Origin of the sequence: Pandoraea pneumonica (assembly GCF_049918595.1) — a bacterium.
GTDB classification, from domain to species: domain Bacteria; phylum Pseudomonadota; class Gammaproteobacteria; order Burkholderiales; family Burkholderiaceae; genus Pandoraea; species Pandoraea pneumonica_A.
The window spans coordinates 605,514-632,086 of record NZ_JBNCRZ010000001.1; the positions used below are offsets into that span (position 1 = coordinate 605,514).

26 protein-coding genes are annotated in these 26,573 nt (G+C 63.4%); 23 read left to right on the top strand and 3 right to left on the bottom strand.

Annotated elements, in window-relative coordinates:
• The first annotated feature begins 48 nt into the window (after nt 1-48).
• The 4 genes from ACPWR9_RS02855 to ACPWR9_RS02870 all read left to right on the top strand — a co-directional run bounded on the left by ACPWR9_RS02855 (nt 49) and on the right by ACPWR9_RS02870 (nt 3,665).
• Nucleotides 49-999 carry an IclR family transcriptional regulator gene (locus tag ACPWR9_RS02855; protein ID WP_426296559.1) on the top strand — a complete coding sequence of 317 codons (951 nt, stop codon included), beginning with the start codon at nt 49-51 and terminating at the stop codon, nt 997-999.
• A gap of 206 nt (nt 1,000-1,205) precedes the next feature.
• Entirely contained in the window at nt 1,206-2,237 is a 1,032-nt protein-coding gene (locus ACPWR9_RS02860; protein ID WP_426296558.1) for a DUF3108 domain-containing protein, read from the top strand.
• A gap of 196 nt (nt 2,238-2,433) precedes the next feature.
• The gene (gene pcaD / locus ACPWR9_RS02865) at nt 2,434-3,228 is read left to right on the top strand and encodes a 3-oxoadipate enol-lactonase (protein WP_426296557.1); all 795 of its coding nucleotides are present in this window, start codon (nt 2,434-2,436) and stop codon (nt 3,226-3,228) included.
• A 179-nt stretch (nt 3,229-3,407) separates the two neighbouring features.
• Nucleotides 3,408-3,665: a BTH_I0359 family protein gene (locus ACPWR9_RS02870; protein ID WP_150679837.1), complete on the top strand. Its 258-nt coding sequence runs from the start codon at nt 3,408-3,410 to the stop codon at nt 3,663-3,665.
• Between the two features lie 127 nt (nt 3,666-3,792).
• Here the strand turns inward: ACPWR9_RS02870 and ACPWR9_RS02875 are convergent, their stop codons facing one another.
• On the bottom strand, nt 3,793-4,185 hold the full coding sequence (locus tag ACPWR9_RS02875; protein ID WP_426296556.1) for a rhodanese-like domain-containing protein: 393 nt from the start codon (nt 4,183-4,185) through the stop codon (nt 3,793-3,795).
• Nucleotides 4,186-4,357: 172 nt separating this feature from the next.
• Between ACPWR9_RS02875 and ACPWR9_RS02880 the strand changes: the two genes are divergently transcribed.
• From ACPWR9_RS02880 to ACPWR9_RS02895, 4 genes are all read left to right on the top strand, one after another.
• On the top strand, nt 4,358-5,464 hold the full coding sequence (locus ACPWR9_RS02880) for a homocysteine S-methyltransferase family protein (RefSeq protein ID WP_426296555.1): 1,107 nt from the start codon (nt 4,358-4,360) through the stop codon (nt 5,462-5,464).
• A gap of 23 nt (nt 5,465-5,487) precedes the next feature.
• Nucleotides 5,488-8,193 (top strand): methionine synthase, encoded by a 2,706-nt coding sequence (gene metH / locus ACPWR9_RS02885; protein WP_426296642.1) that lies wholly within the window; start codon nt 5,488-5,490, stop codon nt 8,191-8,193.
• 232 nt (nt 8,194-8,425) lie between these two features.
• Nucleotides 8,426-9,136 carry an MgtC/SapB family protein gene (locus ACPWR9_RS02890; protein WP_150680399.1) on the top strand — a complete coding sequence of 237 codons (711 nt, stop codon included), beginning with the start codon at nt 8,426-8,428 and terminating at the stop codon, nt 9,134-9,136.
• Nucleotides 9,137-9,329: 193 nt separating this feature from the next.
• Nucleotides 9,330-9,653: a hypothetical protein gene (locus ACPWR9_RS02895; RefSeq protein WP_426296554.1), complete on the top strand. Its 324-nt coding sequence runs from the start codon at nt 9,330-9,332 to the stop codon at nt 9,651-9,653.
• Nucleotides 9,654-9,811: 158 nt separating this feature from the next.
• Here the strand turns inward: ACPWR9_RS02895 and ACPWR9_RS02900 are convergent, their stop codons facing one another.
• Entirely contained in the window at nt 9,812-10,138 is a 327-nt protein-coding gene (locus tag ACPWR9_RS02900; RefSeq protein ID WP_426296553.1) for a DUF1840 domain-containing protein, read from the bottom strand.
• A gap of 163 nt (nt 10,139-10,301) precedes the next feature.
• Between ACPWR9_RS02900 and argS the strand changes: the two genes are divergently transcribed.
• The 6 genes from argS (at nt 10,302) to ACPWR9_RS02930 (ending at nt 17,048) form a co-directional block, all read left to right on the top strand.
• Complete coding sequence (gene argS, locus ACPWR9_RS02905; RefSeq protein WP_426296552.1) at nt 10,302-12,065, top strand: arginine--tRNA ligase; 1,764 nt, start codon at nt 10,302-10,304, stop codon at nt 12,063-12,065.
• A 63-nt stretch (nt 12,066-12,128) separates the two neighbouring features.
• Nucleotides 12,129-12,821, top strand: coding sequence for an SPOR domain-containing protein (locus tag ACPWR9_RS02910; protein ID WP_426296551.1), 693 nt, complete (start codon nt 12,129-12,131; stop codon nt 12,819-12,821).
• A 242-nt stretch (nt 12,822-13,063) separates the two neighbouring features.
• The gene (locus ACPWR9_RS02915; protein ID WP_426296550.1) at nt 13,064-13,744 is read left to right on the top strand and encodes a thiol:disulfide interchange protein DsbA/DsbL; all 681 of its coding nucleotides are present in this window, start codon (nt 13,064-13,066) and stop codon (nt 13,742-13,744) included.
• A gap of 45 nt (nt 13,745-13,789) precedes the next feature.
• Nucleotides 13,790-14,608, top strand: coding sequence for an SDR family oxidoreductase (locus tag ACPWR9_RS02920; RefSeq protein WP_426296549.1), 819 nt, complete (start codon nt 13,790-13,792; stop codon nt 14,606-14,608).
• Between the two features lie 266 nt (nt 14,609-14,874).
• Nucleotides 14,875-16,194: an MFS transporter gene (locus ACPWR9_RS02925; RefSeq protein WP_426296548.1), complete on the top strand. Its 1,320-nt coding sequence runs from the start codon at nt 14,875-14,877 to the stop codon at nt 16,192-16,194.
• A gap of 17 nt (nt 16,195-16,211) precedes the next feature.
• Nucleotides 16,212-17,048: a hypothetical protein gene (locus ACPWR9_RS02930; protein WP_426296547.1), complete on the top strand. Its 837-nt coding sequence runs from the start codon at nt 16,212-16,214 to the stop codon at nt 17,046-17,048.
• Between the two features lie 55 nt (nt 17,049-17,103).
• Here ACPWR9_RS02930 and ACPWR9_RS02935 read toward each other — a convergent pair whose 3' ends face one another.
• Nucleotides 17,104-18,186: an MBL fold metallo-hydrolase gene (locus tag ACPWR9_RS02935; protein WP_426296546.1), complete on the bottom strand. Its 1,083-nt coding sequence runs from the start codon at nt 18,184-18,186 to the stop codon at nt 17,104-17,106.
• A gap of 161 nt (nt 18,187-18,347) precedes the next feature.
• Here ACPWR9_RS02935 and ACPWR9_RS02940 point away from each other — a divergent pair, with 161 nt between their 5' ends.
• The 9 genes from ACPWR9_RS02940 to ACPWR9_RS02980 all read left to right on the top strand — a co-directional run bounded on the left by ACPWR9_RS02940 (nt 18,348) and on the right by ACPWR9_RS02980 (nt 26,508).
• Nucleotides 18,348-18,800 carry a MerR family transcriptional regulator gene (locus ACPWR9_RS02940; RefSeq protein WP_370865868.1) on the top strand — a complete coding sequence of 151 codons (453 nt, stop codon included), beginning with the start codon at nt 18,348-18,350 and terminating at the stop codon, nt 18,798-18,800.
• A gap of 133 nt (nt 18,801-18,933) precedes the next feature.
• A complete protein-coding gene (locus ACPWR9_RS02945; RefSeq protein ID WP_426296545.1) occupies nt 18,934-19,389 on the top strand; it encodes a PaaI family thioesterase in 456 nt (151 codons plus the stop codon).
• A gap of 115 nt (nt 19,390-19,504) precedes the next feature.
• A complete protein-coding gene (locus ACPWR9_RS02950) occupies nt 19,505-20,686 on the top strand; it encodes an isovaleryl-CoA dehydrogenase (RefSeq protein WP_426296544.1) in 1,182 nt (393 codons plus the stop codon).
• A 26-nt stretch (nt 20,687-20,712) separates the two neighbouring features.
• The gene (gene aceK / locus ACPWR9_RS02955) at nt 20,713-22,530 is read left to right on the top strand and encodes a bifunctional isocitrate dehydrogenase kinase/phosphatase (RefSeq protein WP_426296543.1); all 1,818 of its coding nucleotides are present in this window, start codon (nt 20,713-20,715) and stop codon (nt 22,528-22,530) included.
• 48 nt (nt 22,531-22,578) lie between these two features.
• Complete coding sequence (gene can, locus ACPWR9_RS02960) at nt 22,579-23,259, top strand: carbonate dehydratase (RefSeq protein WP_426296542.1); 681 nt, start codon at nt 22,579-22,581, stop codon at nt 23,257-23,259.
• A 135-nt stretch (nt 23,260-23,394) separates the two neighbouring features.
• Complete coding sequence (locus tag ACPWR9_RS02965; protein WP_426296541.1) at nt 23,395-24,576, top strand: acetyl-CoA C-acetyltransferase; 1,182 nt, start codon at nt 23,395-23,397, stop codon at nt 24,574-24,576.
• Between the two features lie 67 nt (nt 24,577-24,643).
• Nucleotides 24,644-25,321 (top strand): SDR family oxidoreductase, encoded by a 678-nt coding sequence (locus ACPWR9_RS02970; protein WP_426296540.1) that lies wholly within the window; start codon nt 24,644-24,646, stop codon nt 25,319-25,321.
• Nucleotides 25,322-25,468: 147 nt separating this feature from the next.
• The gene (locus ACPWR9_RS02975) at nt 25,469-26,074 is read left to right on the top strand and encodes a 2-hydroxychromene-2-carboxylate isomerase (protein ID WP_426296539.1); all 606 of its coding nucleotides are present in this window, start codon (nt 25,469-25,471) and stop codon (nt 26,072-26,074) included.
• Between the two features lie 14 nt (nt 26,075-26,088).
• Nucleotides 26,089-26,508 (top strand): YchJ family protein, encoded by a 420-nt coding sequence (locus ACPWR9_RS02980; protein ID WP_426296538.1) that lies wholly within the window; start codon nt 26,089-26,091, stop codon nt 26,506-26,508.
• The last annotated feature ends 65 nt before the right edge of the window (nt 26,509-26,573 follow it).

A 26,573-nucleotide genomic window follows, 5' to 3' on the forward strand; every position in this document is an offset into this window, starting at 1 on the left:
GCCGCGCTTGTTTCAAGGGTCGGCCACCGCGACGAGGACGAGAGACACATGACAAGTAAGACTGCGGGCACACGTAGCCATCAACGCACAACTCGCAAGGCAAGCGCTGAGCGCGCCGAGGATGCGCTCGATATCGTCGACGCCGACGACACCGAGTCGAGCGCCAGCGCCGCCCCCGAAGAGGAGAAGCTTCGCTCAGGCATTCAGTCGATCGAAGTGGGCTTCCGGCTCATCGAGGTACTGACCGAGGCATCGAACGCGATGATGCTGCGCGATCTCGCTCACGCCGCCGATATGAACCCCGCGAAAGCGCACCGCTATCTCGTAAGCTTCCAGCGGCTTGGGCTCATCGTGCAAGACCCCGTGAGTGGCCGCTACGACCTTGGGCCGTTCACGCTGCGCATGGGGCTCGCCCATCTGGCACGCATCGACGCGTTCAAGGCCGCCCGCTTTGCGCTCGGTGAATTGCGCGATGCCATCGACCAGACCGTGGGCATCGCCGTCTGGGGCAATTCGGGCCCGACCGTCGTGCACTGGCTCGACTCGACGTTCCCGATGCGCGTGCCGTTGCGTCTGGGCGACGTCATGCCGATGCTCGAATCGGCTGCCGGACGTCTGTTTGCAGCGTATCTGCCGACGCGCCAAACCGCGCCGCTCATCGACGCCGCACTGGCCACCCTGCAACACGCGTCGCGCCATCATCTGCCTGCCACACGCGCGCAGTACGATGCCGTGCTCGACGACGTGCGCGAGCACCGGGCCGCGCGCGTCGAAGGCACGGTGCTGCCGTCGGTCAATGCCTTCTGCATGCCCGTGTTCGATGCGACCGGACAACTGGTGATGGGCTTGATGGCGCTGGGCCCCGAAAGCCGCTTCGACGCCAGTTGGGGCGGCCCGATCGACACCGCGCTGCGCACGCTCGCGCAACAATTGTCGGCCGATCTTGGACAGGCGCAGGCACCGAGGCACCCGGCCGCGCCAGTCACTAACGCGCGGTAAACGTCCCGAACTGGGCGGGAATGCGCAGGTCGAACCAGATTCAACGCAATATGAGATGCTGACGTCCTGACGTTCCGGCCCACTGATACGTGCCATTGCCTGCCAACCGCCCGCCTCGCCAAGCTGCGCCCGATGCACCCGCCGACCCCGCCTTCCGGGCGCCCGCCGGTCCGACGCCGCCCGCACGGTCCGGACGGCGCTGGCTCATGTGGGCAGGCGTGGTGCTGGCGGTGTTCCTCGTACACGTGCTCATCGCCCTGTGGGTGGCCGTGCACCGCACGACGCTCGATGACACGCCGCCAGTTCACGACATCCCCATCACGCTGATTCCGCTCAAGCCCGTCGTGCCGCCGGCGCCGCCTGCGCCACCGGCGCCGAAGCCGGTGGCCAAGCCACGTCCGAAGCCCATTGCGCCACCCGCCAGCCCCGACACCCTCGCCGCCCCCCAGACAACCGACGAACCCGGTCCGCTGGCAGCCTCGGCCACCGCGGCAGGCGAAGGCGACACCCCGGGTGCCCCGGCCAGCGGCGCCACCGCAGCCCTGCCGCCCGGCCCGGCGCTGACGGCGGCGGCCGCCAACGGCGACAAGTTCGACCCGCCCCCCTCGGTCACGCTCACCTACGACGCGCTGATGAACGGCGTGCGCAATCAGACCGGCGAACTGCAATGGGTCAATCAGAACGGCCACTATCAGTTGCGGGTGGCGGTGCCGATCATCTTCTTCGGCACATTCGAATTCATCAGCGAGGGCGGCTACGACGCCAACGGCATCGCCCCGGCCCGCTACGTGGAAAAGCGCGGCCGCCGCGCCGAATACACCACCGACTTCCATCGCGACGGCGCAACGCCCACGCTGTCGTTCTCGCGCTCGGGCCAAACGGTGCCGCTGGCGCCCGGGGCGCAGGATCGGTTCAGCGTGATGATGCAACTCGCTGGCTACGCACGCGGCAACCCCGAGCGCTACACGCAGGTCGGCGTCACCCACGAATTCACCGTAGTGGATACCGACAGCAGCGAAGTCTGGCCGGTGCAATACGTCGGTAGCGAAACGCTGCAAACGCCGCAGGGGTATCTCGAAACGCGCCACTTCACGCGACTGCCGCGCCGTAACGGCGACGAGCGGCGCGTCGACATCTGGCTCGCCCCGTCGCTCGACTGGCTGCCGGTGCGGGTGAAGCAAATCGAGCCGTCAGGCAACGAGTTCGAATTGATCTTCACGCAGAAGGCCCAGCCCTAGGCTTCCCCCCGCACCAATCAGGACGGATCGTCCCAAACTAGCGACTCAACATTGCTTAGATCAGTGAGTGATCTAGGATTGATGCGGCTTCGCAGGGAAGCTGTTGCCCCACTGCGACGATTCGATGAGCAGAAGTTCATTGTTCCTGACATAATCAGAAACATCCCACGGGATTGACGATAAAGGGCCGAACACGATGAAAGTAAGTGCTAACGGCGTATCGATTCATTACGCGGTGGACGGCCACGGACCGTGGCTGACGCTAGCGCATCCGTTGGGTGCAGACCTCACCGTCTGGGACGACCTGGTGCCGGCCTTGGCCGCTCACTTCCGGATACTGCGCTACGACAGCCGTGGCCACGGGCAAAGCGATGTACCGCACGGCCCGTACACCATCGGGCAACTGGCCGCCGACGCAGCCGCGCTGCTCAACTCGCTGGAAATTCCAAGTACGCACTTCGTAGGCATTTCGATGGGGGGTGCCGTGGCGCAACAGCTTGCGCTCGACGCGCCCGAACGCATCGAAAGCCTCACGTTGATCGATACGACGTCCGGCTACGACGCCGCCGACGCAGCAACTTTCCGGGAACGTGCGGCCAAAGCCCGCCACGGCGGCATGAAGGCGCTGGCCGACGGCACCATGGAGCGCTGGCTCGGCAAGCGATTCCGCAAGCACGAGCCGGAGCTCACCGAGCGCATTCGCCACCGGGTCGCTCACACCGATCCGGAAGGCTTTGCGGCGTCGTGCGAGGCGCTGGCCGCCTTCGACGTGCGCTCGCGCCTCTCGGAAATCGAGCTGCCGACGCTGGTGCTGGTGGGCGAAAACGACCCGAGTACGCCGCCTGCCGTCGCCCGCCGCATTGCCGAGGGCATTGCCGGTGCGCGGCTGGAGATCGTGCCCGACGCGGCCCACCTATCGATCGTCGAGCAGAAACAGTTAGTAACTAATGCGCTTGCAACGTTTTTGCAGGGAGCCGCATCTAACGTTTGAACCTGCACAAAGCAGGCCTTCCTGAATTGCTGGAACTTGTCGATAAGGAGGACCCAAACCATTGAATTCGTCAGCCGGTGTGCCGATAAGCGAATCATGGGGTCATGCCTCTTGAAATCGCGCCGCGTCGCCCCTATGTGGGTTACCAAGGACCATGCAGGAACACCAGGAGAGTTGCCATGCTCATGATTTACAACAGCCCGAATTACTGTGTCGTCGAGTTTGCCGCGGATAACGGCAATCACTCGCTGTCTGCGGGTGGCTATGAAATCGTGGACAAAACCGCTGGCCGTGAGATTTTTCTCGACGGCTCGCTTGCCCGGCAATTCCGTGAAGAAGTGCAGAAGTTGATTGCCAGCGAGCCGTCCGAGGACGAAGTCGATGAATTCCTCGGTCAGTTCGACACCTTCATGACGAACCCGGTTGTGCTCCACTGACGCAAACACCGTACGCGGTGCCGCCACACGAAAAACCCTCGCCACGGCGAGGGTTTTTTCATGGCTGCAAAGCTTGCCAGTGTGTCAGGCTTACCCCTTCGAAGATTCCCGGAGATTCCGCCTCGCTTCAGCACTGCTCCCAAGGCAGCCCATCGAAGCGCCAGCCGTTCACGGCGTTGCGGTGATGGGTGGCATTCAAATCGCCCTCGAAGCCGTGCAGCACCCCATAGACGTTCAGGAAGCCTGCCGCTTCGAGCGCTTCACCCGCGGCCGAGCTCCGGTTGCCGCTGCGGCAGATCAGCACCACCGGCCGGTCACCGCCCGCGCCCGCCAGCTTGCGCACGCTCTGCACGAAGTGCGGGTTGACCTCCCAGTCCGGGCCGTCGTTCCAAGCCACGTGAATGGCCCCCGCCGGGTGCCCGACGAACAGGTATTCCATCTCGCTGCGGCAGTCGACGAACAACGCGTTGGCGTTGGCTTGTAGAAACTTGTTGGCAGCACTCGGGAGCAGGAATTCCATGTCTTGGGTGTCAGTGGTCGATCTTTGAACGTGTCTTGCTAACGAGATGTCATTCGCCGCAAGGGTAGGTGCGGGGTATCCGGCGCCCGCCCGGCGCGGCCGCCGGCCGAGCGGGGCGCGCCAAAACCATTACAATTATAGGTTTTCCGGCCACTCCAAGGCGACGCTCGTCATGACCACCGCTTCCCCCACCACCGCCACCGCGGGCGTTGGCACCGCGCCGACCCGGCCCGCGCAGCCGCGCTACACCCGTGGGCAGGCCCTGCCGGCGCTGCTCGAATCACGCATTCTGATTCTCGACGGCGCGATGGGGACGATGATCCAGCAGTACAAACTGGACGAAGCGCAATATCGCGGCGAGCGATTTGCCGACTTCGCGCACGACGTGAAGGGCAACAACGAGTTGCTCTCGCTCACGCGCCCCGAAGTCATCAGCGAGATTCACCGCAAGTACCTGGCCGCTGGCGCCGACATCCTCGAGACGAACACGTTCGGGGCGACGACCATCGCGCAGGGCGACTATCACATGGAAGCCCTGGCCGACGAGATGAACCGCGAGTCGGCACGTCTGGCCAAGGAAGCTTGCGCCGCCTTCAGCACGCAGGACAAGCCGCGCTTTGCCGCAGGCGCGATCGGCCCGACGCCCAAGACGGCAAGCATCAGCCCTGACGTGAACGATCCGGGCGCACGCAACGTCGACTTCGACCAATTGCGCGAGGCGTACTACGCGCAAGCCAAATCGCTGATGGAAGGCGGCGTCGACCTGTTCCTGGTCGAGACGATCTTCGACACGCTCAACGCCAAAGCCGCGCTCTTCGCCATCGACGAGTTGTTCGAAGATACCGGCGAAGTGCTGCCGATCATGATTTCGGGCACCGTGACCGACGCCTCGGGCCGCATCCTGTCGGGCCAGACGGTCGAAGCGTTCTGGAACTCGCTGCGCCACGCCCGCCCGCTCACGTTCGGCCTGAACTGCGCGCTGGGTGCCACGCTGATGCGCCCGTACATCGCCGAGCTGGCCAAGCTGTGCAACACCTACGTGTCGGTGTATCCGAATGCCGGTCTGCCCAACCCGATGAGCGATACCGGCTTCGACGAGACGCCTGACGTGACCTCGGGCCTGCTCAAAGAATTCGCACAAGCCGGCCTCGTGAATCTGGCCGGTGGCTGCTGCGGCACCACGCCCGATCACATCGCCGAGATTGCCAAGGTGCTCGCCGACGTGAAGCCGCGCCGCTGGCCGTCGCAGTACCGTAATGATGAGGATCAAGCAGCATGAGCCAAACGCACAACGTGCCACCGATGCGCCTGTCCGGCCTCGAGCCCTTCAACATCGGCGAAGGCACGCTCTTCGTGAACGTCGGCGAGCGGACCAACGTGACCGGCTCCAAAGCGTTCGCACGCATGATCCTGAACGGCCAGTTCGACGAGGCGCTCGCAGTCGCGCGTCAGCAGGTCGAGAACGGCGCGCAGGTCATCGACATCAACATGGACGAAGCCATGCTCGATTCGAAGGCCGCCATGGTGCGCTTCATGAATCTGATCGCGTCCGAGCCGGATATCGCGCGCGTGCCGATCATGATCGACTCGTCGAAGTGGGAAGTCATCGAAGCGGGTCTGAAGTGCGTGCAGGGCAAGGCGATCGTCAACTCGATCTCGCTCAAGGAAGGCCACGAAGCCTTCGTGCACCACGCCAAGCGCATTCGCCGTTACGGTGCGGCCGCTGTCGTGATGGCCTTCGACGAGCAAGGCCAGGCCGACACCTACAAACGCAAGACCGAAATCTGCGAGCGCAGCTACCGTGTGCTGGTCGATGAAGTGGGCTTCCCGCCGGAAGACATCATCTTCGACCCGAACATCTTCGCGGTCGCCACCGGCATCGAAGAGCACAACAACTACGCGGTCGACTTCATCAACGCCACGCGCTGGATCAAGGAACACCTGCCGGGCGCGAAGATCAGCGGCGGCGTGTCGAACGTGTCGTTCTCGTTCCGCGGTAACGACCTCGTGCGCGAAGCGATCCACACCGTGTTCCTGTATCACGCGATTCAGGCCGGAATGGACATGGGCATCGTCAATGCCGGTCAGCTCGGCGTGTACGAAAACCTCGATCCCGAATTGCGCGAGCGCGTCGAAGACGTGGTGCTCAACCGCCGCGACGACAGCACCGAGCGTCTGCTGGAAATTGCCGACCGCTTCAAGGGCGGCGCGGCAAAGCGCGAAGAAAACCTCGAGTGGCGTAATCAGCCCGTGGAAGCGCGTCTCGCGCATGCGTTGGTGCACGGCATCACGACCTTCATCGTCGAAGACACCGAAGAAGTTCGCCAGAAGATCGAAACCGCAGGCGGGCGCCCGATTCAAGTGATCGAAGGCCCGCTCATGGACGGCATGAACGTCGTCGGCGACCTGTTCGGCGCAGGCAAGATGTTCCTGCCGCAGGTGGTCAAGAGCGCGCGCGTGATGAAGCAGGCCGTGGCGCATCTGGTGCCGTTCATCGAAGAGGAAAAGGCCCGCATGGCCGCCGCCGGTGAAGACGTGCGCTCGAAGGGCAAGATCGTGATCGCCACGGTCAAGGGCGACGTGCACGACATCGGCAAGAACATCGTGACCGTGGTGCTCCAGTGCAATAACTTCGAAGTCGTGAATATGGGCGTGATGGTGCCGTGCGCCGAAATCCTCGCCAAGGCGAAGGAAGAAGGCGCGGACATCATCGGATTGTCGGGCCTTATCACGCCGAGCCTTGAAGAGATGGCTTACGTCGCCTCGGAAATGCAGCGCGACGAGTACTTCCGCCTGCGCAACATCCCGCTGCTCATCGGCGGCGCGACGACCTCGCGCGTGCACACGGCGGTGAAGATCGCGCCGCACTACGACGGCCCGGTGATCTATGTGCCGGACGCGTCACGTTCGGTCTCGGTCGCGTCGAACCTGCTCTCGGACGACGCCGCGACCAAGTACCTCGCAGACGTGAAGGCCGACTACGAGCGCGTGCGCGCCCAGCACGCCAGCCGTAAGGCCACGCCGATGGTGTCGCTCTCGACCGCGCGCGAAAACAAGTACAAGGTCGATTGGTCGACCTATGTGCCGCCCAAGCCGAAGTTCATCGGCCGCCGCGTATTCAAGAATTACGATCTGGCCGAGTTGGCGCAATACATCGACTGGGGTCCGTTCTTCCAAACGTGGGATCTCGCGGGCCCGTACCCGGCCATTCTCAACGACGAGATCGTCGGAGAATCGGCACGACGCGTGTTCTCCGACGGCAAGGCGATGCTCAACCGCCTGATTCTGGGCCGCTGGATCACCGCGAACGGCGTGATTGCGATGCTGCCCGCCAACGTGGTGAACGACGACGACATCGAAATCTACACCGACGAGTCGCGCACCGAAGTCGCTTTCACGTGGCACAACTTGCGCCAGCAAAGCGAGCGTCCGGTGGTGGACGGCGTGCGCCGCCCGAACCGCTCGCTGGCCGACTTCGTCGCCCCGAAGTCGAGCGGCGTGGCCGATTACATCGGCGTATTCGCCGTGACGGCCGGGCTGGGTGTGGATGCCAAGGAAGCCACCTTCCTCGCCGATCACGACGACTACAGCGCGATCATGCTCAAGGCACTGGCCGACCGCCTCGCGGAAGCCTTCGCCGAATGCATGCACGCGCGCGTGCGCCGTGATTTCTGGGGCTACGCCAGCGCCGAGACGCTCGACAACGATGCGCTCATCAAGGAAGAGTACGTGGGCATTCGCCCGGCGCCGGGCTACCCGGCGTGCCCGGAGCACTCGGTCAAGGGGCCGATGTTCCACTACCTGCAAGCGCATGAAATCAACATGAGCGTGACCGAGTCGCTCGCCATGTTGCCCGCAGCGAGCGTGTCGGGCTTCTACCTGTCGCATCCGGACAGCACGTACTTCAGCGTGGGCAAGATCGGCCCCGATCAGGTCGAAGACTTCATGGAACGCATGGGCGTGGACGAGGCGACGGCGCGACGTCTGCTGGCACCGCAACTGTCTTAACGCCATGTCGGCATGACGTGATGCGACACGGCATAGCGCAACGTTATGCCGTGTCGCATTCACATGACATAATCGCGGCGGCGTGACCCGGGTCTTCGACCTGCGTGTCACGCCGTTGTCGCAACTTGAGCGTAGTGTCCCGCCCGATCAGGTTGCCGCCCAACGGCCCGCCCGCCTCGCGCGGCGCCGGGCTTGCACCGTGACCGTCAATTCGAGACGTCCCATGCACGCACTGCAAAACATTCAGAATTTCCAGCTCTACCCGCTGCTCAACACGCTGCTCTCGCTCGCCGTGGCGTTCGTACTCGGCTGCATCATCGGTGTGGAACGGCAAGTCCGCCAACGTACGGCAGGCCTGCGCACCAACGTGCTCGTGGCCGTGGGTGCCGCCGCTTTCGTCGACTTATCGATGCGATTGATGCCGGGCGATACGCGGGTGATTTCGTACGTCGTGTCGGGCGTGGGCTTCCTCGGCGCGGGCGCGATCATGAAAGACGGTGCCTCCGTGCGCGGCCTGAACACTGCTGCCACGCTCTGGGGGTCGGCTGCGGTCGGTGCGGCAGCAGGCGCGAGCATGTTGTTCGAAGCCGTCATCGTGGCCGCGTTCGTGCTGGCGGCCAACACGCTGCTGCGCCCTGTCGTGAACCGCATCAACCGTGCGCCTATCAATGAGGCGACGTCCGAAGCGACCTACGCGCTGTCCGTCATCTGCGCGCGCACGACGCAGCGTGAAGTGCTCGATAAGGTCGAAGCGTGGCTCGAAGCGTCGAACTATCCGGTGCGCGCGCTCGACATCCACCCGTTCGGCGAAGCGGAAGTCGAAATCGAAGCGTTGCTGCTGCCCACGGCGGTGAAGGCCGGTGAGCTCGATGCGCTGACCGATCATCTCGAAACACTGCCGGGCGTCAATCAAGTCTTCTGGTCGAGTCGTTCGGACGACTGACGATTTAGCATCACACGCGTACGCGACACCCACGTGCCGCAGTTTCCACGTGGGAAAAAGCCGAATTACAATCGATTACAAAGCCTTACAGCACCGTAGTTTGCGGACTCTTAGACTGGAATCTCACTAACGCAAGTGAGGCCTGCACCAGTTTTTCCTTTGAGGTGCAGTGCAATGCAAAGGAGTCCATCTGATGAAGAAGCTGATCATTTCGGTTGCTGCCCTGACCCTCGCCGGCGCTTCGGCACTGAGCTTTGCCCAAGGTGCCGCTGGCGGCGGCGCAGCGGGCCCGGGTGGCGGCAGCACGACCGCACCGACGACACCGATGCCGACCCAGGCGGACCCGACTTCGCCGGCGGCTCCGACGCCGGGTGCTCAAACCATGACGCCGTCGAACCCGCATCCGAACTCGCATGCGCAGCAGCCGCGTCATAGCACCAAGAAGACGCCGAACAACGGCAACACCGGCAACGGTGCCACCAACGCACCGGATAACGCACCGGGCAAGGCCCAGTAAGCGCTCGCGGTGCCCCGGATGACCGGCCGTTAGGCGTCGCCACTGCAACACGTTGCCCCTCGCCCGGGGGCGACGCCTTACCGCCGGGCATAAAAAAAGCAGGCTCACGATTCGTGGCCTGCTTTTTTTCGACTGCCCTCATCGGGCAGCCAGATGTCTCAGCGTGTCGACACGTCCCACATCACCGCGACATTGAGCTTGTTCGATTCGCGCAGCATGTCGAGCAGCGGGTAGGCGCGTTGTGCGAGCCGCAGACGATTGTCGTCGTCCCGCTCGTCGGACTTCTTGCCTTCGCTCTCTTTCTTGGCAGATTCGTTGTCTTCTGCGATGGCCGCTTCCAACTTGGCGATCGCCGCCCCCGTTTCGTCGTCGCCGATCGCACCGCGCTCGCCGACTTTCTTACCGACGATGCCGAGCAAATACTGCGCGAGATTTTCCAGCATGGTGATATCGGGTGACGCTTTCGACTTGAACGTTACCAGCATGGTTGCCTCCTTATTCGACTTATCCCCACCGCCGCTACCCCACCATGTCACGCAATGAGGGGTGCCGCGGGCACCGTGAGATCATCATACACCTGTTAAAATCCGTTGCTAACGATTCAACTGCCTGTCTGGACGCCGTCCGGACGCACCTGAAACACCCGCCATGCTACCCGCACAAAAGAATGCTCTCGTCGCGCTGATCGGCGACGTCGTCACCGGCTTGATGCCGACGGACGGCACCGCACCGGCCGCGCCGACGATCCTGCTCGAACGCCCGAAAGTCGCCGCTCACGGCGATCTGGCCTGTAACGTGGCGATGCAACTCGCCAAGCCGCTGCGCGCCAACCCGCGCGAGCTGGCGCAGAAGATCGCCGATGCGATCCTCGCCGACGCCCGCGCCAAGGGTCTGGTCGACGCCGTGGAAATCGCCGGGCCGGGCTTCATCAACTTGCGATTGGCCAACGCCACCAAGCAGTCGGTCGCCGCCGCCATCCTGACCGAAGGCGCCGCTTTCGGCCGCCGCGCCGCCAGCAACGAGGCGGCCCCGGTGCTCGTCGAGTTCGTCTCGGCCAACCCGACTGGCCCGCTGCACGTCGGCCACGGCCGTCAGGCTGCGCTGGGCGACACGATCTCGGCACTGCTGGGCACGCAAGGCCGCCCGGTGCACCGCGAGTTCTACTACAACGACGCGGGCGTGCAGATCCAAACGCTGGCGACGTCGGTGCAAGCGCGTGCTCGCGGCTTCAAGCCGGGTGACGCCGAGTGGCCCGAGTCGGCCTACAACGGCGACTACATCGGCGATATCGCGCAAGACTTCCTCGCCAAGAAGACCGTGCAAGCCTCAGACGGCGAGCCGGTGACCGGCAGCGGCGACGTCGAAGACATCGACTCGATTCGCGCATTTGCCGTGGCGTATCTGCGCCGCGAGCAGGACATCGACCTGCAAACGTTCGGCGTGATCTTCGATCAGTACTATCTCGAATCGTCGCTGTATGCCGACGGCAGCGTCGTGCGCACCGTGCAGGCGCTCATCGACGCCGGTGTGACGTACGAACAGGACGGCGCGCTCTGGCTGCGCACGACCGACTACGGCGACGACAAGGACCGCGTGATGCGCAAGTCCGACGGCACGTTCACGTACTTCGTGCCGGACGTGGCCTATCACACGCGCAAGTGGGATCGCGGCTTCCATCAGGTCATCAACGTGCAGGGCTCGGACCACCACGGCACCATCGCTCGCGTGCGTGCCGGTCTGCAAGCGCTGGGTATCGGCATTCCGAAGGGTTACCCCGACTACGTGCTGCACAAGATGGTCACCGTCATGCGCAACGGCGAAGAGGTGAAGATCTCCAAGCGTGCAGGCAGCTACGTGACCGTGCGCGACCTGATCGAATGGTCGGGCGGCATCACGGCCGAGACGCCGGTCACCGACCCCGCCGCGCGTGAAGACGCCCTGCGCCGTGGCCGCGACGCCGTGCGTTTCTTCCTGATCTCGCGCAAGGCCGACACCGAATTCGTGTTCGACGTCGATCTCGCCCTCAAGCAAAACGACGAGAACCCGGTGTACTACGTGCAGTACGCGCATGCACGTATCTGCTCGATCCTCACGCAATGGGGCGGTGACGAAGCACAACTCGCGAACGTGGACCTCTCGCCGCTGGACAGCGAACGGGCCCTCGCGCTGCTGCAATTGCTCGCCGAGTATCCGGACATGCTCACGCGTGCCGCCGAGGAACTGGCACCGCACGCGGTGGCGTTCTATCTGCGCGACCTCGCGGGTGCCTTCCACTCGTTCTACAACGCCGATCGCGTGCTGGTCGACGACGAGACCGTCAAGCATGCGCGTCTCGCGTTGCTCGCGGCCACGCGTCAGGTGCTGCGCAACGGTCTGGCTGTGCTGGGTGTGTCTGCACCGGCCAAGATGTAACTCTTCCACCCACTTTCCGAACCGTAATACGTAACGGAACTCTGTAAGGACGGAATCGACTCGATGGCAAACAAACGTCGGCAGCCCCGCCAGCGGGGCGGCACATTTCTGGGCATCGTGCTCGGCCTGATCGTTGGGCTGGCCGTTGCTGTCGTCGTCGCGCTCTACATCACGAAGACGCCGACCCCGTTCGTCGAAAAGACGCCGCCGCGCCCCGCCGATAACTCGCCGGCCGCCCAGCCGCCCGATCCGAACAAGTCGCTCCAGCCGCGCACGCCGCTGCCGGGCGCTGTCCCGGGGGCAGTCACGCCGGACACCGCGTCGCAACCGGCCGTCACGTCGCCGTTGGTGCCGGGCACGCCCGTCACGCCGGAAGCGACGGCCCCGGCCACGCCGCCTGCAACCCCGCCGACGACCCCGCCGGCCAAGCCCTCGCCTTCGGACATTCTGAACGGCAAGTCGACGGTGCCGGTGGCCCCGCCGACCACGCCTCCGGCGAGCGCGACAGATAACGCCAGCACGGGTTATTACCTGCAAGTGGGCGCGTTCAAGTCCCAAAACGACGCCGAGCAACTGCGCGCCAAGCTGGCCCTCTCGGGCTTCGAGGCGAAGGTGACGCAGCGCGACGCGAACGGACTCACGCTGTTCCGCGTGCGTCTTGGCCCGTACGGCAAGCTCGACGAAATGAACCACGTGCGTCAACGCCTGCAAGACGGCGGATACGACACGGCAGTGATCCGTTTCACCAAGCAGTGAACGTAAAAGGCGTTGCACCTGGTGCAACGCCTTTGGCTCGCGCTTGTGGCAGCAAGGCAAGCGTTCGGGAAATGCCCCATCATGCGGGGGCAATCGGCAGTATCGGCACTGACGGTACGTTGAACCCGGCGAACGCTGCCCGGTCATACGCACTGGCGAATGTGCCTTATTCCGGGATATGGTTTCGCAGAGGCGCGGCAACACTAGCGCTCGCGCGTCTGCTTCACTCCTAAACAACGATCATGAAAAAACTTCTTGGTGCCGTTCTGATTTCTTTCGGGTTCCTCTCGGGTGCGGCGGTTGCCTCGCCGGAAGCCCCGGTCGCGGGGACCGACTATCTGACGATTTCGCAGCAGCCCCTCTCGGCGGGCGCTGGCAAGATCGAAGTCACTGAATTCTTCTGGTATGGCTGCCCGCACTGCAACGCGCTCGAGCCGTCGCTCGAGAAGTGGGTGAAGGCACAGGGTAAGGACGTGGTGTTCAAGCGCGTGCCGGTCGCTTTCCAAGACCGTTTCGAGCCGCACACGCGCATGTTCTACGCGCTGACCGCGCTGGGCAAAGAAGGCGAACTCACGCCGAAGGTGTTCAACGAAATTCACGTGAAGCACAACTACCTGCTGACGGCCCAGACGCAAGCGGACTTCCTTGCGCAGTTCGGCATCGACAAGCAGAAGTACCTCGACGCGTATAACGGCTTCTCGACGCAAGCCAACGTGAAGACGGCCAACAAGACGTGGCAGGACTACAAGATCGACGGCGTGCCGACGATCGCGATCCAGGGCAAGTACCTCGTCTCGCCGGCCACCTCGGGCGACGCGCTGCAAAAGGCTGGCAAACCGGCCACGACCGAGCAGCAGACGTTCGACGCGGCGCTCAAGACGGCCGATTCGATCATCAATCAGATCCGCGCGAAGAAGCTCTAAGCTTCGCGCCTCTCAAAGCCCGGCTCCGGCCGGGCTTTTGCGTTCATGGCGACACATACTGCATCACCGAAGGTCTTCATCACGGGCGCCTCCAGCGGGCTGGGCGAGGCGCTCACACGGCATTACGCCGCCGAGGGCGCCATTCTCGGCTTGGTCGGCCGACGCGGTGACAAGCTCGCCGATCTGGCCGCCACGCTGCCGCATCCGCACGCGGTGCATTGCTATGCGCTCGACGTACGCGACAGCATCGCGTTGCGTGCTGCCGCCGAAGACTTCATCGCGCGCCACGGCACGCCGGACATCGTCATCGCCAACGCGGGTATCAGCCACGGCGTAAACACCGAAGACGCGGCCGATCTGCCGCATTTCGCGTCCGTCATGGATACCAACTGGATGGCCATGGTCGCGACCTTCAGCCCGTTCGTCGGCCCCATGCGCGCACGCAAACGCGGCACGCTCGTCGGTATCGGCAGCGTGGCAGGCGTGCGTGGTTTGCCCGGGCACGGCGCATACAGCGCGTCGAAAGCGGCAGCAATGACGTATCTCGAAAGCCTGCGGGTGGAACTGCGCGCCGACAAAGTCGCCGTTGTCACGATTGCGCCGGGCTATATCCGCACGCCGATGACGCACGGCAATCCGTTCCCCATGCCGTTCCTGATGGATGCGGACAAGTTCGCGCGCAAAGCCGCGAGGGCGATCGCCCGACGCAAACGCTTCGTGGTGCTGCCGTGGCAGATGGGCGTAGTCGCTTGCCTGCTGCGACGCCTGCCGCGCTGGCTATATGACATGGCTTTTGCCAAGGCACCACGCAAACCGCGTATAGCGGATCGGCAGAATTCGACACCGCCCACCGATCCGTCGTAAGTCTCGAAGGGGCCGACCGGCCCCTTGCCTCTCCTTCCCCCGTCCCACCCCTGAAACAATCCACCGCCAGCGGAATATTGACCCGTTGTGGTGCATTGCGTACCTGCGCTAGAGTGGATAAGTAACTCGAGTAGAGGTCACACACACGACGCACACACGTCATTCGACCGGTTTTGCCGCCACCAGAGAGAAGACCCATGCCGAGTGGAGTACAGCGGCGTGAGGCTTCCGAGTGCGGCGCTCCCAACCAAGAGCAGGAGAGGCACATGCAGGCAACCCCCACCGGCACGCCGGTCATCGATCCGGCGCTGCGACGCAAGGCTGTGATCGGGTCTACGCTGGGCAACGCATTCGAGTGGTTCGATTTCACCGTCTACGGCCTTTTTGCCGTGGTCATCGCCAAGCTGTTCTTCCCCGCCGTAGACGACACCAACTCGATGCTCGCGAGTGTGGCGTCGCTCGGCGTCGCGTTCTTCTTCCGACCGATCGGCGGGCTGGCGTTCGGTCTGTACGCGGATCGCGCGGGCCGCAAGTCGGCCCTCTCGGTCATGGTGTTGCTCATGGCGTTGGGCACCGGCTTGATCGGTATCGCCCCGACCTACGCAACCATCGGTTTCGCCGCGCCGCTGCTGATTCTGCTGGCGCGCGTGATTCAGGGCTTCTCCGCCGGTGGTGAATTCGGTGGCTCGACGGCCATGCTTATCGAGTTTTCGCCGCCACACCTGCGCGGTTTCTACGGCAGTTTCCAGATGTGCTCGCAGGCGCTGGCCGTGGCACTGGCCGGGCTGTGCGCCTATTTGCTCACCACAGGTCTGTCGAAAGAAGCGCTTGAATCGTGGGGCTGGCGTCTGCCGTTCCTGTTCGGGATTTTGATCGGCCCGGTGGGTTTCTACATTCGCCGCCGCATGACGGAATCACCGGAATTTCTGGCCTATGCTGCCGTGCGCGAACCGACGCGCCGCACGCCGCTCGCGGAAGTGTTCGCGAATCACTATCGCTCGCTCATCGCCGGTTTTGGCCTGACGGTAGCGGCGACCACGTCGTTCTATGTCACGCTGATTTACACGCCCATTTACGCGGTCAAGCAACTGGGTCTGACGCAAGGTGCGGCGAGTCTGTCGACGTTTGTCGCGGCCATGCTGATCGCCGTGCTGTGCCCGCTCACGGGCTGGATTTCCGACCGTGTCGGCCGCAAGCCGCTGATTCTGCTGTTCGTGCTGCTCTACGGTCTGGTGTCGTTCTGGATGTTCACGCGTCTGCATGGCACACCGTCGATGGCCAACTTGCTGCTCGCCCAAATTCTCCCGGCGATTTGCATGGGCTTCGTGTGGGGTGCGTTCCCGACGGCTGTGACGGAAGTGTTCCCGGTGGGCGTGCGCTCGACGGGCGTGTCGATTCTGTACAACGTGTCGGTGATGCTCTTTGGCGGCCTCGCGCCGTTCTGGATCACGTACCTGATCAAGGTGACGCAAAACGAACTGGCCCCGGCGTATTACATCCTGCTGACCGTTGCGATCAGTCTCGTGACGTACGGCCTGCTCGGCCGTGACGGTCGTCATCTTCCGTCGGCGGCGCAGCACGCCTGACATCAGCGCCGCCCCGCATGTTTGCGTATCGGGATTGGCTGCCCTTCAGATTTGCCTCGGCACGTCTGGAGGGCAAGCTGTACGAGCGTACGGCGATCTTTGTCGACGCAACATTGGCCACGACCGGTCAACGCGTCTGTTTCCAGTGGGATACGGGGGCACCGTCGAATCTGCTTTACGGACGTGCCGCCGCGCCGGCGTTAGGGGTGAACGACGACGCACTGCCCACGGAGATGAGCCTCGTTTTCGATAGCGGCTTGCGCATGCAGGTAGGCTTCGAAACACGCGCCGCGCTGGGAAGCGCACCGCGCTCGCCTGACGAGATCCCCCTCATCGGCACGCTCGGCTACGCCTTCACACGCGGCATGGCCATCGCTATCGACTACCGCGAGCAGCGCATCTACTGGCTGAATGCGGATCAGACGGATGCGTTGAGTGCACGCTGGCCAACGCACTTTTCTCGATACCGGGAAAGTGCGGGCAACTTACGCGACAAGATTTTGGTGGATTACAGCGCCCCGGCGTTCAGCGGGCTGGCGATCTTCGACACCGGCAGCAGCATGTTCGAGTTGGTGGTGCCGCCCGATCAATGGGCATTGATTCCCGACACGGCGACGGCTGAAGACCGTCCTGCGCCGATTACGGTCCCCGCCTGGGGCAACCCGTTGGTGATGTTGCCCAAGCGCACGGACCTCGCATTGAAGGTCGGTGGACAGCCAATGCGAGTGACATTGGCCTACACCTTGCGCGACGACGACCGCATGGCCCCGACGATCGGCAACGCGCCGTTCTTCGATCGCATCGTGGTCGTCGATACCGTGGGCAAGCGCTTCGGGGTGCTGCCGCGAGATTGATACCGAGCGACAGCGCACCATCACGCCGCCATGCAGCGACTGCGCGATTTCCTCATCAAACCGGCGAAAACCGCCACACACCCTTCTCATCGCGCGCACGCTTGAGTTCCCCCGCACGCCACAGCATGTGCAAATGCGCCAGTGCTTCGCCCATGGCGAACGTCGTCTGGTGCGCGTCGAGCTTGCGGTGGAACATGATCGGCACGATATCGCCGGCGCTTTGCGGCGAACGGGCGCATGCCTCGCGCACTTCCTGCAAGCGCGCGGCATGGTGATCGCGCAGTTGTCGAATACGCGTGTGCAAGCCGGTGAATGGCCGACCGTGCGAGGGCAGCACGAGGCAGTCGGCAGGCAATTCGAGATAAACGCCGAGCGAGTCGAGGAACAGTTGCAGCGAGTTCGCTTCTGGCTCGATATCGAACACGCTGACGTTCGTGGAAATGCGCGGCAGCACCATGTCGCCCGAGATAAGCAAATTGTGCTGCTCGCTGTACAACGCCATATGTTCGGGCGAGTGACCATAGCCTGCGATCAGGCGCCAGTCGCTGCCACCGATGCGCAACGTCTCGCCATCGCGCAGGCGATAAAAGCGTGACGGCACTTCCGGCACGAGATCGCTGAAATAGGTCTTGCGATGGCGAATCTGGTCGATCATCGCTTCGTCGGTCAAGCCATGCGCGATGAAGTGCGCGACGGCAAATTCGCCACCGGCGTTCGAGCTGTTGTTGTTATCGCCCGACGACATCAACCGGCCCCAGGCGTAGTCGCCCAGCGACATCGCCAAACGCGCATCCCAGCGTGGCTTGTCGCCGCCCTTGCAGATCCAGTGCGCAAGCCCGAGGTGATCGGGATGGCAATGCGTGACAACCACGCGCAGCACCGGATCGCCGCCGAGCGCCGTCTCGAACACCTGTTCCCAATACGCTTTGATTTGCGGATGCGTGATGCCGCAATCCACCACCGTCCAGCCTTTGACGCCGTCGATTTCGTCGCGCAGCAGCCATAGGTTGATGTGATCGAGCACGAACGGCAGGGGCATGCGCACCCAGAAGACGCCCGGCACGACTTCGTGCACGGAGCCGCCGTCGGGCAGGAGATCGCCAAAGGGGTAGTTCAGTTGTTGTTCGAGGGCATTCACGGGGGCCACGCTCCAGATGGGCTTGTTCTGTTGTTCTGTGGGTTGACGCTGGCACCGATTGCATACGGTGCGACTTGACGCTAACGTAAACGGCAATTCTATCTGCAATGGTAAGCGCCCGCTTAAACGTGACCGGGGCATACCTCAGCCACGCGCCCACCATGCCTGCCAACACGATGCTGACTTACACGATTACCGATCTCGCGCGCGAATTCGACATTACGCCCCGCGCGATCCGCTTCTACGAAGACCAAGGGCTGCTCACGCCCGCGCGCGAAGGCCCGGGCGGACGTCATCGCGTCTACACCGGCCAAGACCGCACACGCCTGAAACTCACCCTGCGCGGCAAGCGCCTCGGGCTGACGCTCTCCGAAATCAAGACGATTCTCGATCTCTACGAATCGCCCAAAGACACCGTGCCGCAGCTCAAGGTGTTTCTGGAAACGCTTTCGCAGCACCGCCAAGTTCTCGAACAACAGCTCGAAGACCTTCACGCCACGCTCGACGAGGTGTCGCAGCACGAAGCGCAATGCCTGGCCCTGCTCGAAGCGGCCGGGGAATCGGCGCCGCCCGCGTTGTCGCGCCGAGCAAAGGTGCCCGCGCCGTCGCACTGACGCTGCATTGAGCGATGCCCGGCACTGTCCGGGGCCTGCGAACCACATGCTATTTCTGGAAAGTCCCTACTTTACGTTTACGTAAACGTAAAGTAGTATTTCCGCACTTGTGGTCTCAACGCCGCCCATTGCCATGAACGTTTCCGTCTCTCAAGCCGCGCCGCTCGACGACGCCATCGCCGCGAAAATTCGCGCCAGCTTCGACGCCCAAGGCGTCATGACGCACTGGGGCGCGCACATCACGCATCTGGCCGACGGTCATTGCGAGATCACACTGCCCTTCTCGGACAAGGTCAACCAGCAGCACGGCTTCTTCCACGGCGGCGTCATCGGTGCCATTGCCGACTCTGCCGGTGGCTACGCGGGCTACACGCGCATTTCGCCCGAGCACGAGCTGGTCACAGCCGAATACAAACTGAACATTCTGGCGCCGGGCAAGGGCGATACACTGGTCGGACGCGGTCAGGTCGTCAAAGCCGGACGCTCGCTCATCGTCACCACCGCCGAACTTTTCATCATCGACGACGGCAAATGGACGCTGTGCGCACTCATGCAGCAAACGCTGTTCGTGCTCCCGCCCTCGCGTTGATCCGCACGACGCTGCCGCCTCGCCATATTCGCCGCACTCCGCATTCGAACGCACACAACACCATCGAACATACGCGCGGGCCATAAGCCACGCGCCATCTTCTGGAGACTGCCTCATGACTACGCTGCCCGGCCTCAACTTCATGCTCGGCGAAGACCTGGACATGCTGCGCGATTCGGTCGCGAACTTCGCGGCGAAGGAAATCGCCCCGCGTGCCGCCGAAGTCGACCGCACCGACCAATTCCCGATGGATCTCTGGCGAAAGATGGGCAATCTGGGCGTGCTCGGCATGACGGTCTCGGAAGAGTACGGCGGCGCCAACATGGGCTACGTCGCGCACATGATCGCGATGGAAGAAATCTCGCGCGCCTCGGCCTCGGTCGGCCTGTCGTACGGCGCGCACTCGAATCTCTGCGTCAACCAGATCCACCGCAACGGCACAGCCGCCCAGAAGGCGAAATACCTGCCGAAGCTGGTCTCGGGCGAACACGTGGGCGCGCTGGCCATGAGCGAGCCGAACGCCGGTTCGGATGTCGTGAGCATGAAGCTGCGCGCTGAAAAACGCGGCGACCGCTACGTGCTCAACGGCACGAAAATGTGGATCACCAACGGCCCGGACTGCGACACGCTGGTGGTGTACGGCAAGACCGATCCGGAAGCCGGTGCGCGCGGCATGACCGCGTTCATCGTGGAGAAGGGCATGAAGGGCTTCTCGGTCGCGCAAAAGCTCGACAAGCTCGGCATGCGCGGCTCGCACACGGGTGAACTGGTCTTCGAGAACGTGGAAGTGCCGGAAGAGAACGTGCTGGGCCAGGTTGGCGGCGGCGTGAAGGTGCTTATGAGCGGTCTGGACTACGAGCGCGCCGTGCTCGCCGGTGGCCCGCTGGGCATCATGCAAGCCGCCATGGACGTGGTGGTGCCCTACATCCACGACCGCAAGCAATTCGGCCAGTCGATCGGTGAATTCCAGCTCATTCAGGGCAAAGTCGCCGACATGTACACGATTCTGCAAGCCAGCCGCGCGTATCTGTACGCGGTGGGCCGCCAGCTCGACTCGCTGGGCAGCGATCACGTGCGCCAAGTCCGTAAAGACTGCGCGGGCGTGATTCTCTACACCGCGGAAAAGGCCACGTGGATGGCCGGTGAAGCCATCCAGATTCTCGGTGGCAACGGCTACATCAATGAATATCCGGTCGGCCGCCTGTGGCGCGACGCCAAGCTCTACGAGATTGGCGCCGGCACGTCGGAAATCCGCCGCATGCTGATCGGCCGCGAGTTGTTCGCAGAAACGATGTAATCGCCTCTGCGCCCGTCCCGACCGGTATGAATCACTTTCCGAAACTCCTGTCGTCGCAGATTGCTTACGATGTCGCCCGCACAATGCTGGACGGCTTCGATAAGCACTACCGCATCTTTCGCGAGGTGTGCGTAGCGGCGCAGGCGTGTTTCGAAGCCGGTGATTTCATGGGCATCCAGAAGCTCCAGCGCGACCGCATCGCGTATTACGACGAGCGCGTGCGCGAATGCATCGCCACACTGGCGAGCCGCTTCAACGCGCAGTCGCTCGAGGACGATGTCTGGCAGCAAGTGAAGTTGCACTACATCGGGCTGCTCACCGAGCATCGTCAGCCGGAACTGGCCGAGACGTTCTTCAACTCGGTGTGCTGCAAGATGCTGCACCGCTCGTACTTCAACAATCGCTTCATCTTCGTGCGCCCGGCCATCGCGACGGAATACATCGAAAACGATGCGCCTGCCGCCAAGCCGACCTACCGGGTGTACTACCCCGCGCAGGACGGCATGGCTGCCACGCTCTCGCGCATCGTCACGAACTTCCAACTGACGCGCCCGTTCGCCGATCTGCCGCGCGACGTGGCCTACGTGATGCGCGCCATCGACGAGGCTTTCGGCAATTTCGACGCCGCACCGAACTTCCAGATTCACGTTCTCGCGTCGCTGTTCTTTCGCAACAAGGCGGCGTACATCGTGGGCCGCATCGTCAATGGCGACGTGAGCACGCCGTTCGCCATTCCGATCATGCACGATGCCGATGGCCATCTGGCGCTCGACACCGTGCTGCTGCGCCGCGACGAATTGCGCGTGGTTTTCAGCTTCACGCACGCGTATTTCATGGTGGATATGGAAGTGCCGTCGGCTTACGTGCACTTCTTGCGCACGATCATGCCGAGCAAGCCGAAGGCGGAGCTCTATACGTCGGTCGGCCTGCAAAAGCACGGCAAAAACCTGTTCTACCGCGATTTTCTGCATCACCTCAAGCATTCGAGCGACAAGTTCGTCACCGCCCCGGGCATTCGCGGGCTGGTGATGCTCGTCTTCACGCTGCCGTCGTACCCGTACGTCTTCAAGCTCATTCGCGAGCGCTTCGCGCCGCCCAAGGAGACGACGCGCGAGCAGGTGAAGGCCAAGTACTTGATGGTCAAACAGCATGACCGGGTCGGCCGCATGGCCGATACGCTGGAGTTCTCGAGCGTGGCGTTTCCGCTCGCGCGTTTCGACGACGCGCTGCTCGCCGAACTTCAGGCTGAAGTGCCGTCGCTGCTGGAGTACGACGGCGACGCGCTCGTCATTCGCCATTGCTATATCGAGCGCCGCATGACGCCGCTCAATCTTTGGCTGCAACAGGCCGCGTCAGACGCCGAGGTCGATCACGCCATGCGTGAGTACGGCAACGCGGTCAAAGAGTTGATGGCGGCGAATATCTTCCCGGGCGACATGCTGTACAAGAATTTCGGTGTGACGCGCCATGGCCGGGTGGTCTTCTACGATTACGACGAACTGGAATATTTGACGGATTGCCACATCCGTCGAGTGCCAGAACCCCGTAACGAAGAAGAGGCGATGTCGGGGGAAGTCTGGTACCGTGTAGGCCCGCACGACGTGTTTCCGCAGACGTTTGAGACGTTTTTGACCGGCGACCCGCGCGTGCGGCACTCTCTGAGCCAGCATCATCCGGACTTCTTCGACCCGGCCCTGTGGCAAAGCCATCAGGAACGGGTGCAAGCCGGTCAGATGCACGACTTCTATCCGTACGATGTCTCGCTGCGTTTCGTCAATCGCTACGGCACCGGCAGCGGTGCCACGCAAGCCACAGCCCGCCCCGCCCGGGCAGCTTCGGCTTGAGCGATCGACCGCTCGCAGCGCACGACACGCCCACCGGATGACACGATCATGACTGAAGATAAAGACCAACCCCTGATCCATCTGCTCGACAACAACCGCGCCTGGGTTGCCAGCGTGAACGCGGAAGATCCCACATTTTTCGAGCGATTGGCCAAACAACAAGCCCCGGAATACCTCTGGATCGGCTGCTCGGACTCGCGCGTGCCGGCCAACCAGATCACCGGGCTCGCCCCGGGCGAGGTGTTCGTTCACCGCAACATTGCCAACGTGGTGGTGCACAGCGACCTGAACTGCCTCTCGGTGCTGCAATTCGCCATCGAAGTGCTCAAGGTGCGCCACATCATGGTGGTGGGCCACTACGGCTGCGGCGGTGTGGGTGCGGCGCTCGACGGCGCCAAGATGGGTCTGGTCGACAACTGGTTGCGCCATGTGCGCGATGTCTACGAGCGCCACCTCGATCAGATCGATGCGCTGCCCTCGCGCGACGCCCGCCACGACCGCCTGTGCGAGCTCAACGCCATCGAGCAGGTGGTGAATATCTGCCACACGACGGTATTGCGCGACGCGTGGGCCCGTAACCAGCCGGTGACGGTGCATGGCTGGGTGTACGGCCTGCGCGACGGTCTGGTGCGCGATTTGCGCATGTCGGTGAACAGCCTCGAAGCCCTGCCGCGCGTGTACGAACGCTGCGTCGCGGCATTTGCAGAACTGCGTAATCCTCGCGCATAGCAACGCCTAGCGGGGGCCGCCGGACTGGCGGCCTCGCCCTTGCAGCGCGCGGACGACGCAACGACTGAAGCATTGGATAACTCGGTGCCGGTGGCCAACGCCAGCGGCACCGGTCAACGGTTACAGGAGACCGCCATGCAAGACCCGATCGTTATCGTTTCCGCCGCCCGTACGCCGATGGGTGGCCTGCAAGGAGTGTTCGGCGACGTTGCCGCCCCGCAACTGGGCGCAGCCGCCATTCGTGCGGCTGTCGAGCGCGCTGGACTCAAACCCGAACAAATCGATGAAGTGGTGATGGGCTGCGTGCTACCCGCCGGTCAGGGGCAAGCGCCTGCGCGCCAAGCCACGCTCGGCGCCGGACTGCCGCTCGCCGCCGGTGCCACCACCGTCAACAAGATGTGCGGCTCGGGCATGCGCGCGGCGATGTTCGCGCACGACATGCTGGCTGCTGGCAGCGCCGATGTGATCGTCGCAGGCGGCATGGAAAGCATGAGCAATGCGCCGTACCTGTTGCCCAAAGCCCGTGCAGGCATGCGCATGGGCCACGGCCAAGTCATCGACCATATGTTCTTCGACGGTCTGGAAGACGCCTACGATAAAGGCCGTCTGATGGGCACGTTCGCCGAGGAGTGCGCCGACCGCTACGCCTTCACGCGCGAAGCACAGGACGCCTTCGCCATCGCCTCGCTCGAACGCGCACAGAACGCCACGAAAGATGGCTCGTTTGCGTGGGAAATCACTCCCGTGACGGTGCCGGGCCGCAAGGGCGACACCGTGGTCGAGCAAGACGAACAGCCGTTCAAAGCCAATCCCGAAAAAATCCCGACGCTCAAGGGCGCCTTCCGCAAAGACGGCACGGTGACCGCCGCCAACTCGTCGTCGATCTCCGACGGTGCGGCAGCCCTCGTGCTCATGCGTGAATCCACCGCCAAACGCCTCGGCCTCGCGCCGCTCGCGCGCATCGCAGGCCACAGCACGTTTGCGCAAGCCCCGGGCCTGTTCACCACGGCCCCGGTCGGTGCGATTCGCAAGTTGTTCGAGAAGACCGGTTGGTCGTCGAGCGACGTCGATCTGTACGAAATCAACGAAGCGTTTGCCGTCGTCACGATGGCCGCGATGCACGAATTCAATCTGCCGCACGAGAAGGTGAACATCCACGGCGGCGCCTGCGCCCTAGGTCACCCCATCGGCGCGTCGGGTGCGCGTATTCTGGTCACGCTGATCGGTGCATTGCGCAAGACCGGCGGCAAACGCGGCGTCGCCAGCCTGTGTATCGGCGGCGGCGAAGCGACGGCCATGGCCATCGAACTCGTCTGACACATCCCGGGCTGCCTCGGGCCGTCTTGCACGGCCACGGCAGTCCTTCAACAAGGACTCACGCGTCATGAAAACTGCCCTCATCATCGGTGCTTCCCGCGGTATCGGTCTCGAATTCGTGCGGCAATGCCGGGAAGACGGCTGGCGCGTGATCGGCACCGCGCGCAACGACGAGGGTCTGGCCGCCTTGCGCGAACTCGGTGCCCAGCCGCTCAAACTCGACGTGACGCGCATTGAGTCGGTAGCAGGGCTCACATGGCAACTCGATGGCGAAACGCTCGATGTCGCGGTCTACAACGCCGGCGTGAACTCTGAACGTACGACGGGCCTCGCCGCGATTACGCGCGAGGAATTCGATCGCGTCTTCCACACGAACGTGCTGGGCGCCATGCAGGTCGCGCCGCTCGTGCTGCCGTTCGTCGACGAAGCGAAGGGCTCGTTCGGCTTTCTGTCGAGCCGTATGGGCAGCGTGGCACTCATGGATTCGAACGGCAGTTGGCTGTATCGCGCCAGCAAAGCCGCAGTGAACTCGGTGGTCAAGGCCACCTCGCTCGAAGCGAAGCAGGCGACGTGTGTCGCCATGCATCCGGGCTGGGTGCGCACGGACATGGGCGGCGAGAATGCCGACATCGACGTGCAGACGAGCGTTGCCGGTATGCGCCGCGTGCTGGCCCGGGCCCCGGGCGAGCGCGCCACGCACAACGGTGGCTTCTTCAATTACGACGGCAACGCACTGGCTTGGTAAGCCGTTACGCTACGGCATGTGGCGCGTCGTCGTCGCATCCGAACACCTGTTGTGAACCGCTGTGTTGTACTGAATAACAAGCTGTACGCCATACCGCCGTATCTTTTGATAAGCGGGCCAGAAACGTCATTCTGAAACGGAGCCACCATGACGTCCGCCATCGACTTTTATTTCGACTTCGCATCCCCGTATGGGTATTTTGCGAGTACCTGCATCGACGACATCGCGAACAAGCATGGCCGTGGTGTCGCCTGGCATCCGATTCTGCTCGACATCGTCTACAAGGTGAACGGCACGGGCGCGCCGGTGCAGCATCCGATCAAGACCGAGTACATGCGCCGCGACGTCGAGCGCACGGCTCGTTTTCAGGGCATTCCGTTCAACCGCCCGTCGCATTTCCCGATCCCGACGCAGGTCGCCGAGCGCGCCGTGCTGTGGGTGCAGGACCATCGTGGCGGCGACCTCGCGGCGGAATTCGCCAAGAAAATCTATCGCGCGCTTTACGTCGACGACGTGAACATTGGCGAACCCGCCGAGCTCGTCAAACTCGGCGAAGATCTCGGCATCGATGGTGCCGCGCTCGACAAAGGCATGCATTCGCCCGCGGCGAAAGATCATCTGAAAGCGGAAATCGATCTCGCGATGGCGCGCGGCGTGTTCGGCTCGCCCTTCGTGATCGTGGACGGCGAGCCGTTCTGGGGCTACGACCGCTTCGGTCAGGTGGAAGCGTGCCTGAAGAACGGCAAGGTCTGACGGGGCAACACATCATGGCAAGCCCCCGAACCTCGCACCCCGCCGCCTCAGAGACTGAGCGCGAAGGCTGCCCGTGTGGCGGCCTCGCGTTCGACGCCTGCTGTGGCCGCTACATCGACGGCGGTGAATTGCCGCCGACGGCCGAAGCGCTGATGCGCTCGCGTTACACCGCATTCGTGCGTCAAAACGCGCCGTACTTGCTCGACACGTGGGCCGCGCGCACGCGCCCGGCCACGCTGGATTTCGACGACGCGCCGCAATGGCTCGGCCTGCAAGTCAAAGCGCATTTGCAGCGCGACGATGCGCATGCCGAAGTGGAATTCGTGGCGCGCTACAAAGTGGGCGGTCGCGCCCACCGGCTGCATGAGCGCAGTCGCTTCGAGCGCACGGCCGATGGCCGCTGGCGCTATATCGACGGCGATTTGTTCGACTGACCACAAGTCACGTTCGCGCCCTCGCCCGAGACAAGTTTCCGATCCGAACCTAACGACAACTCACT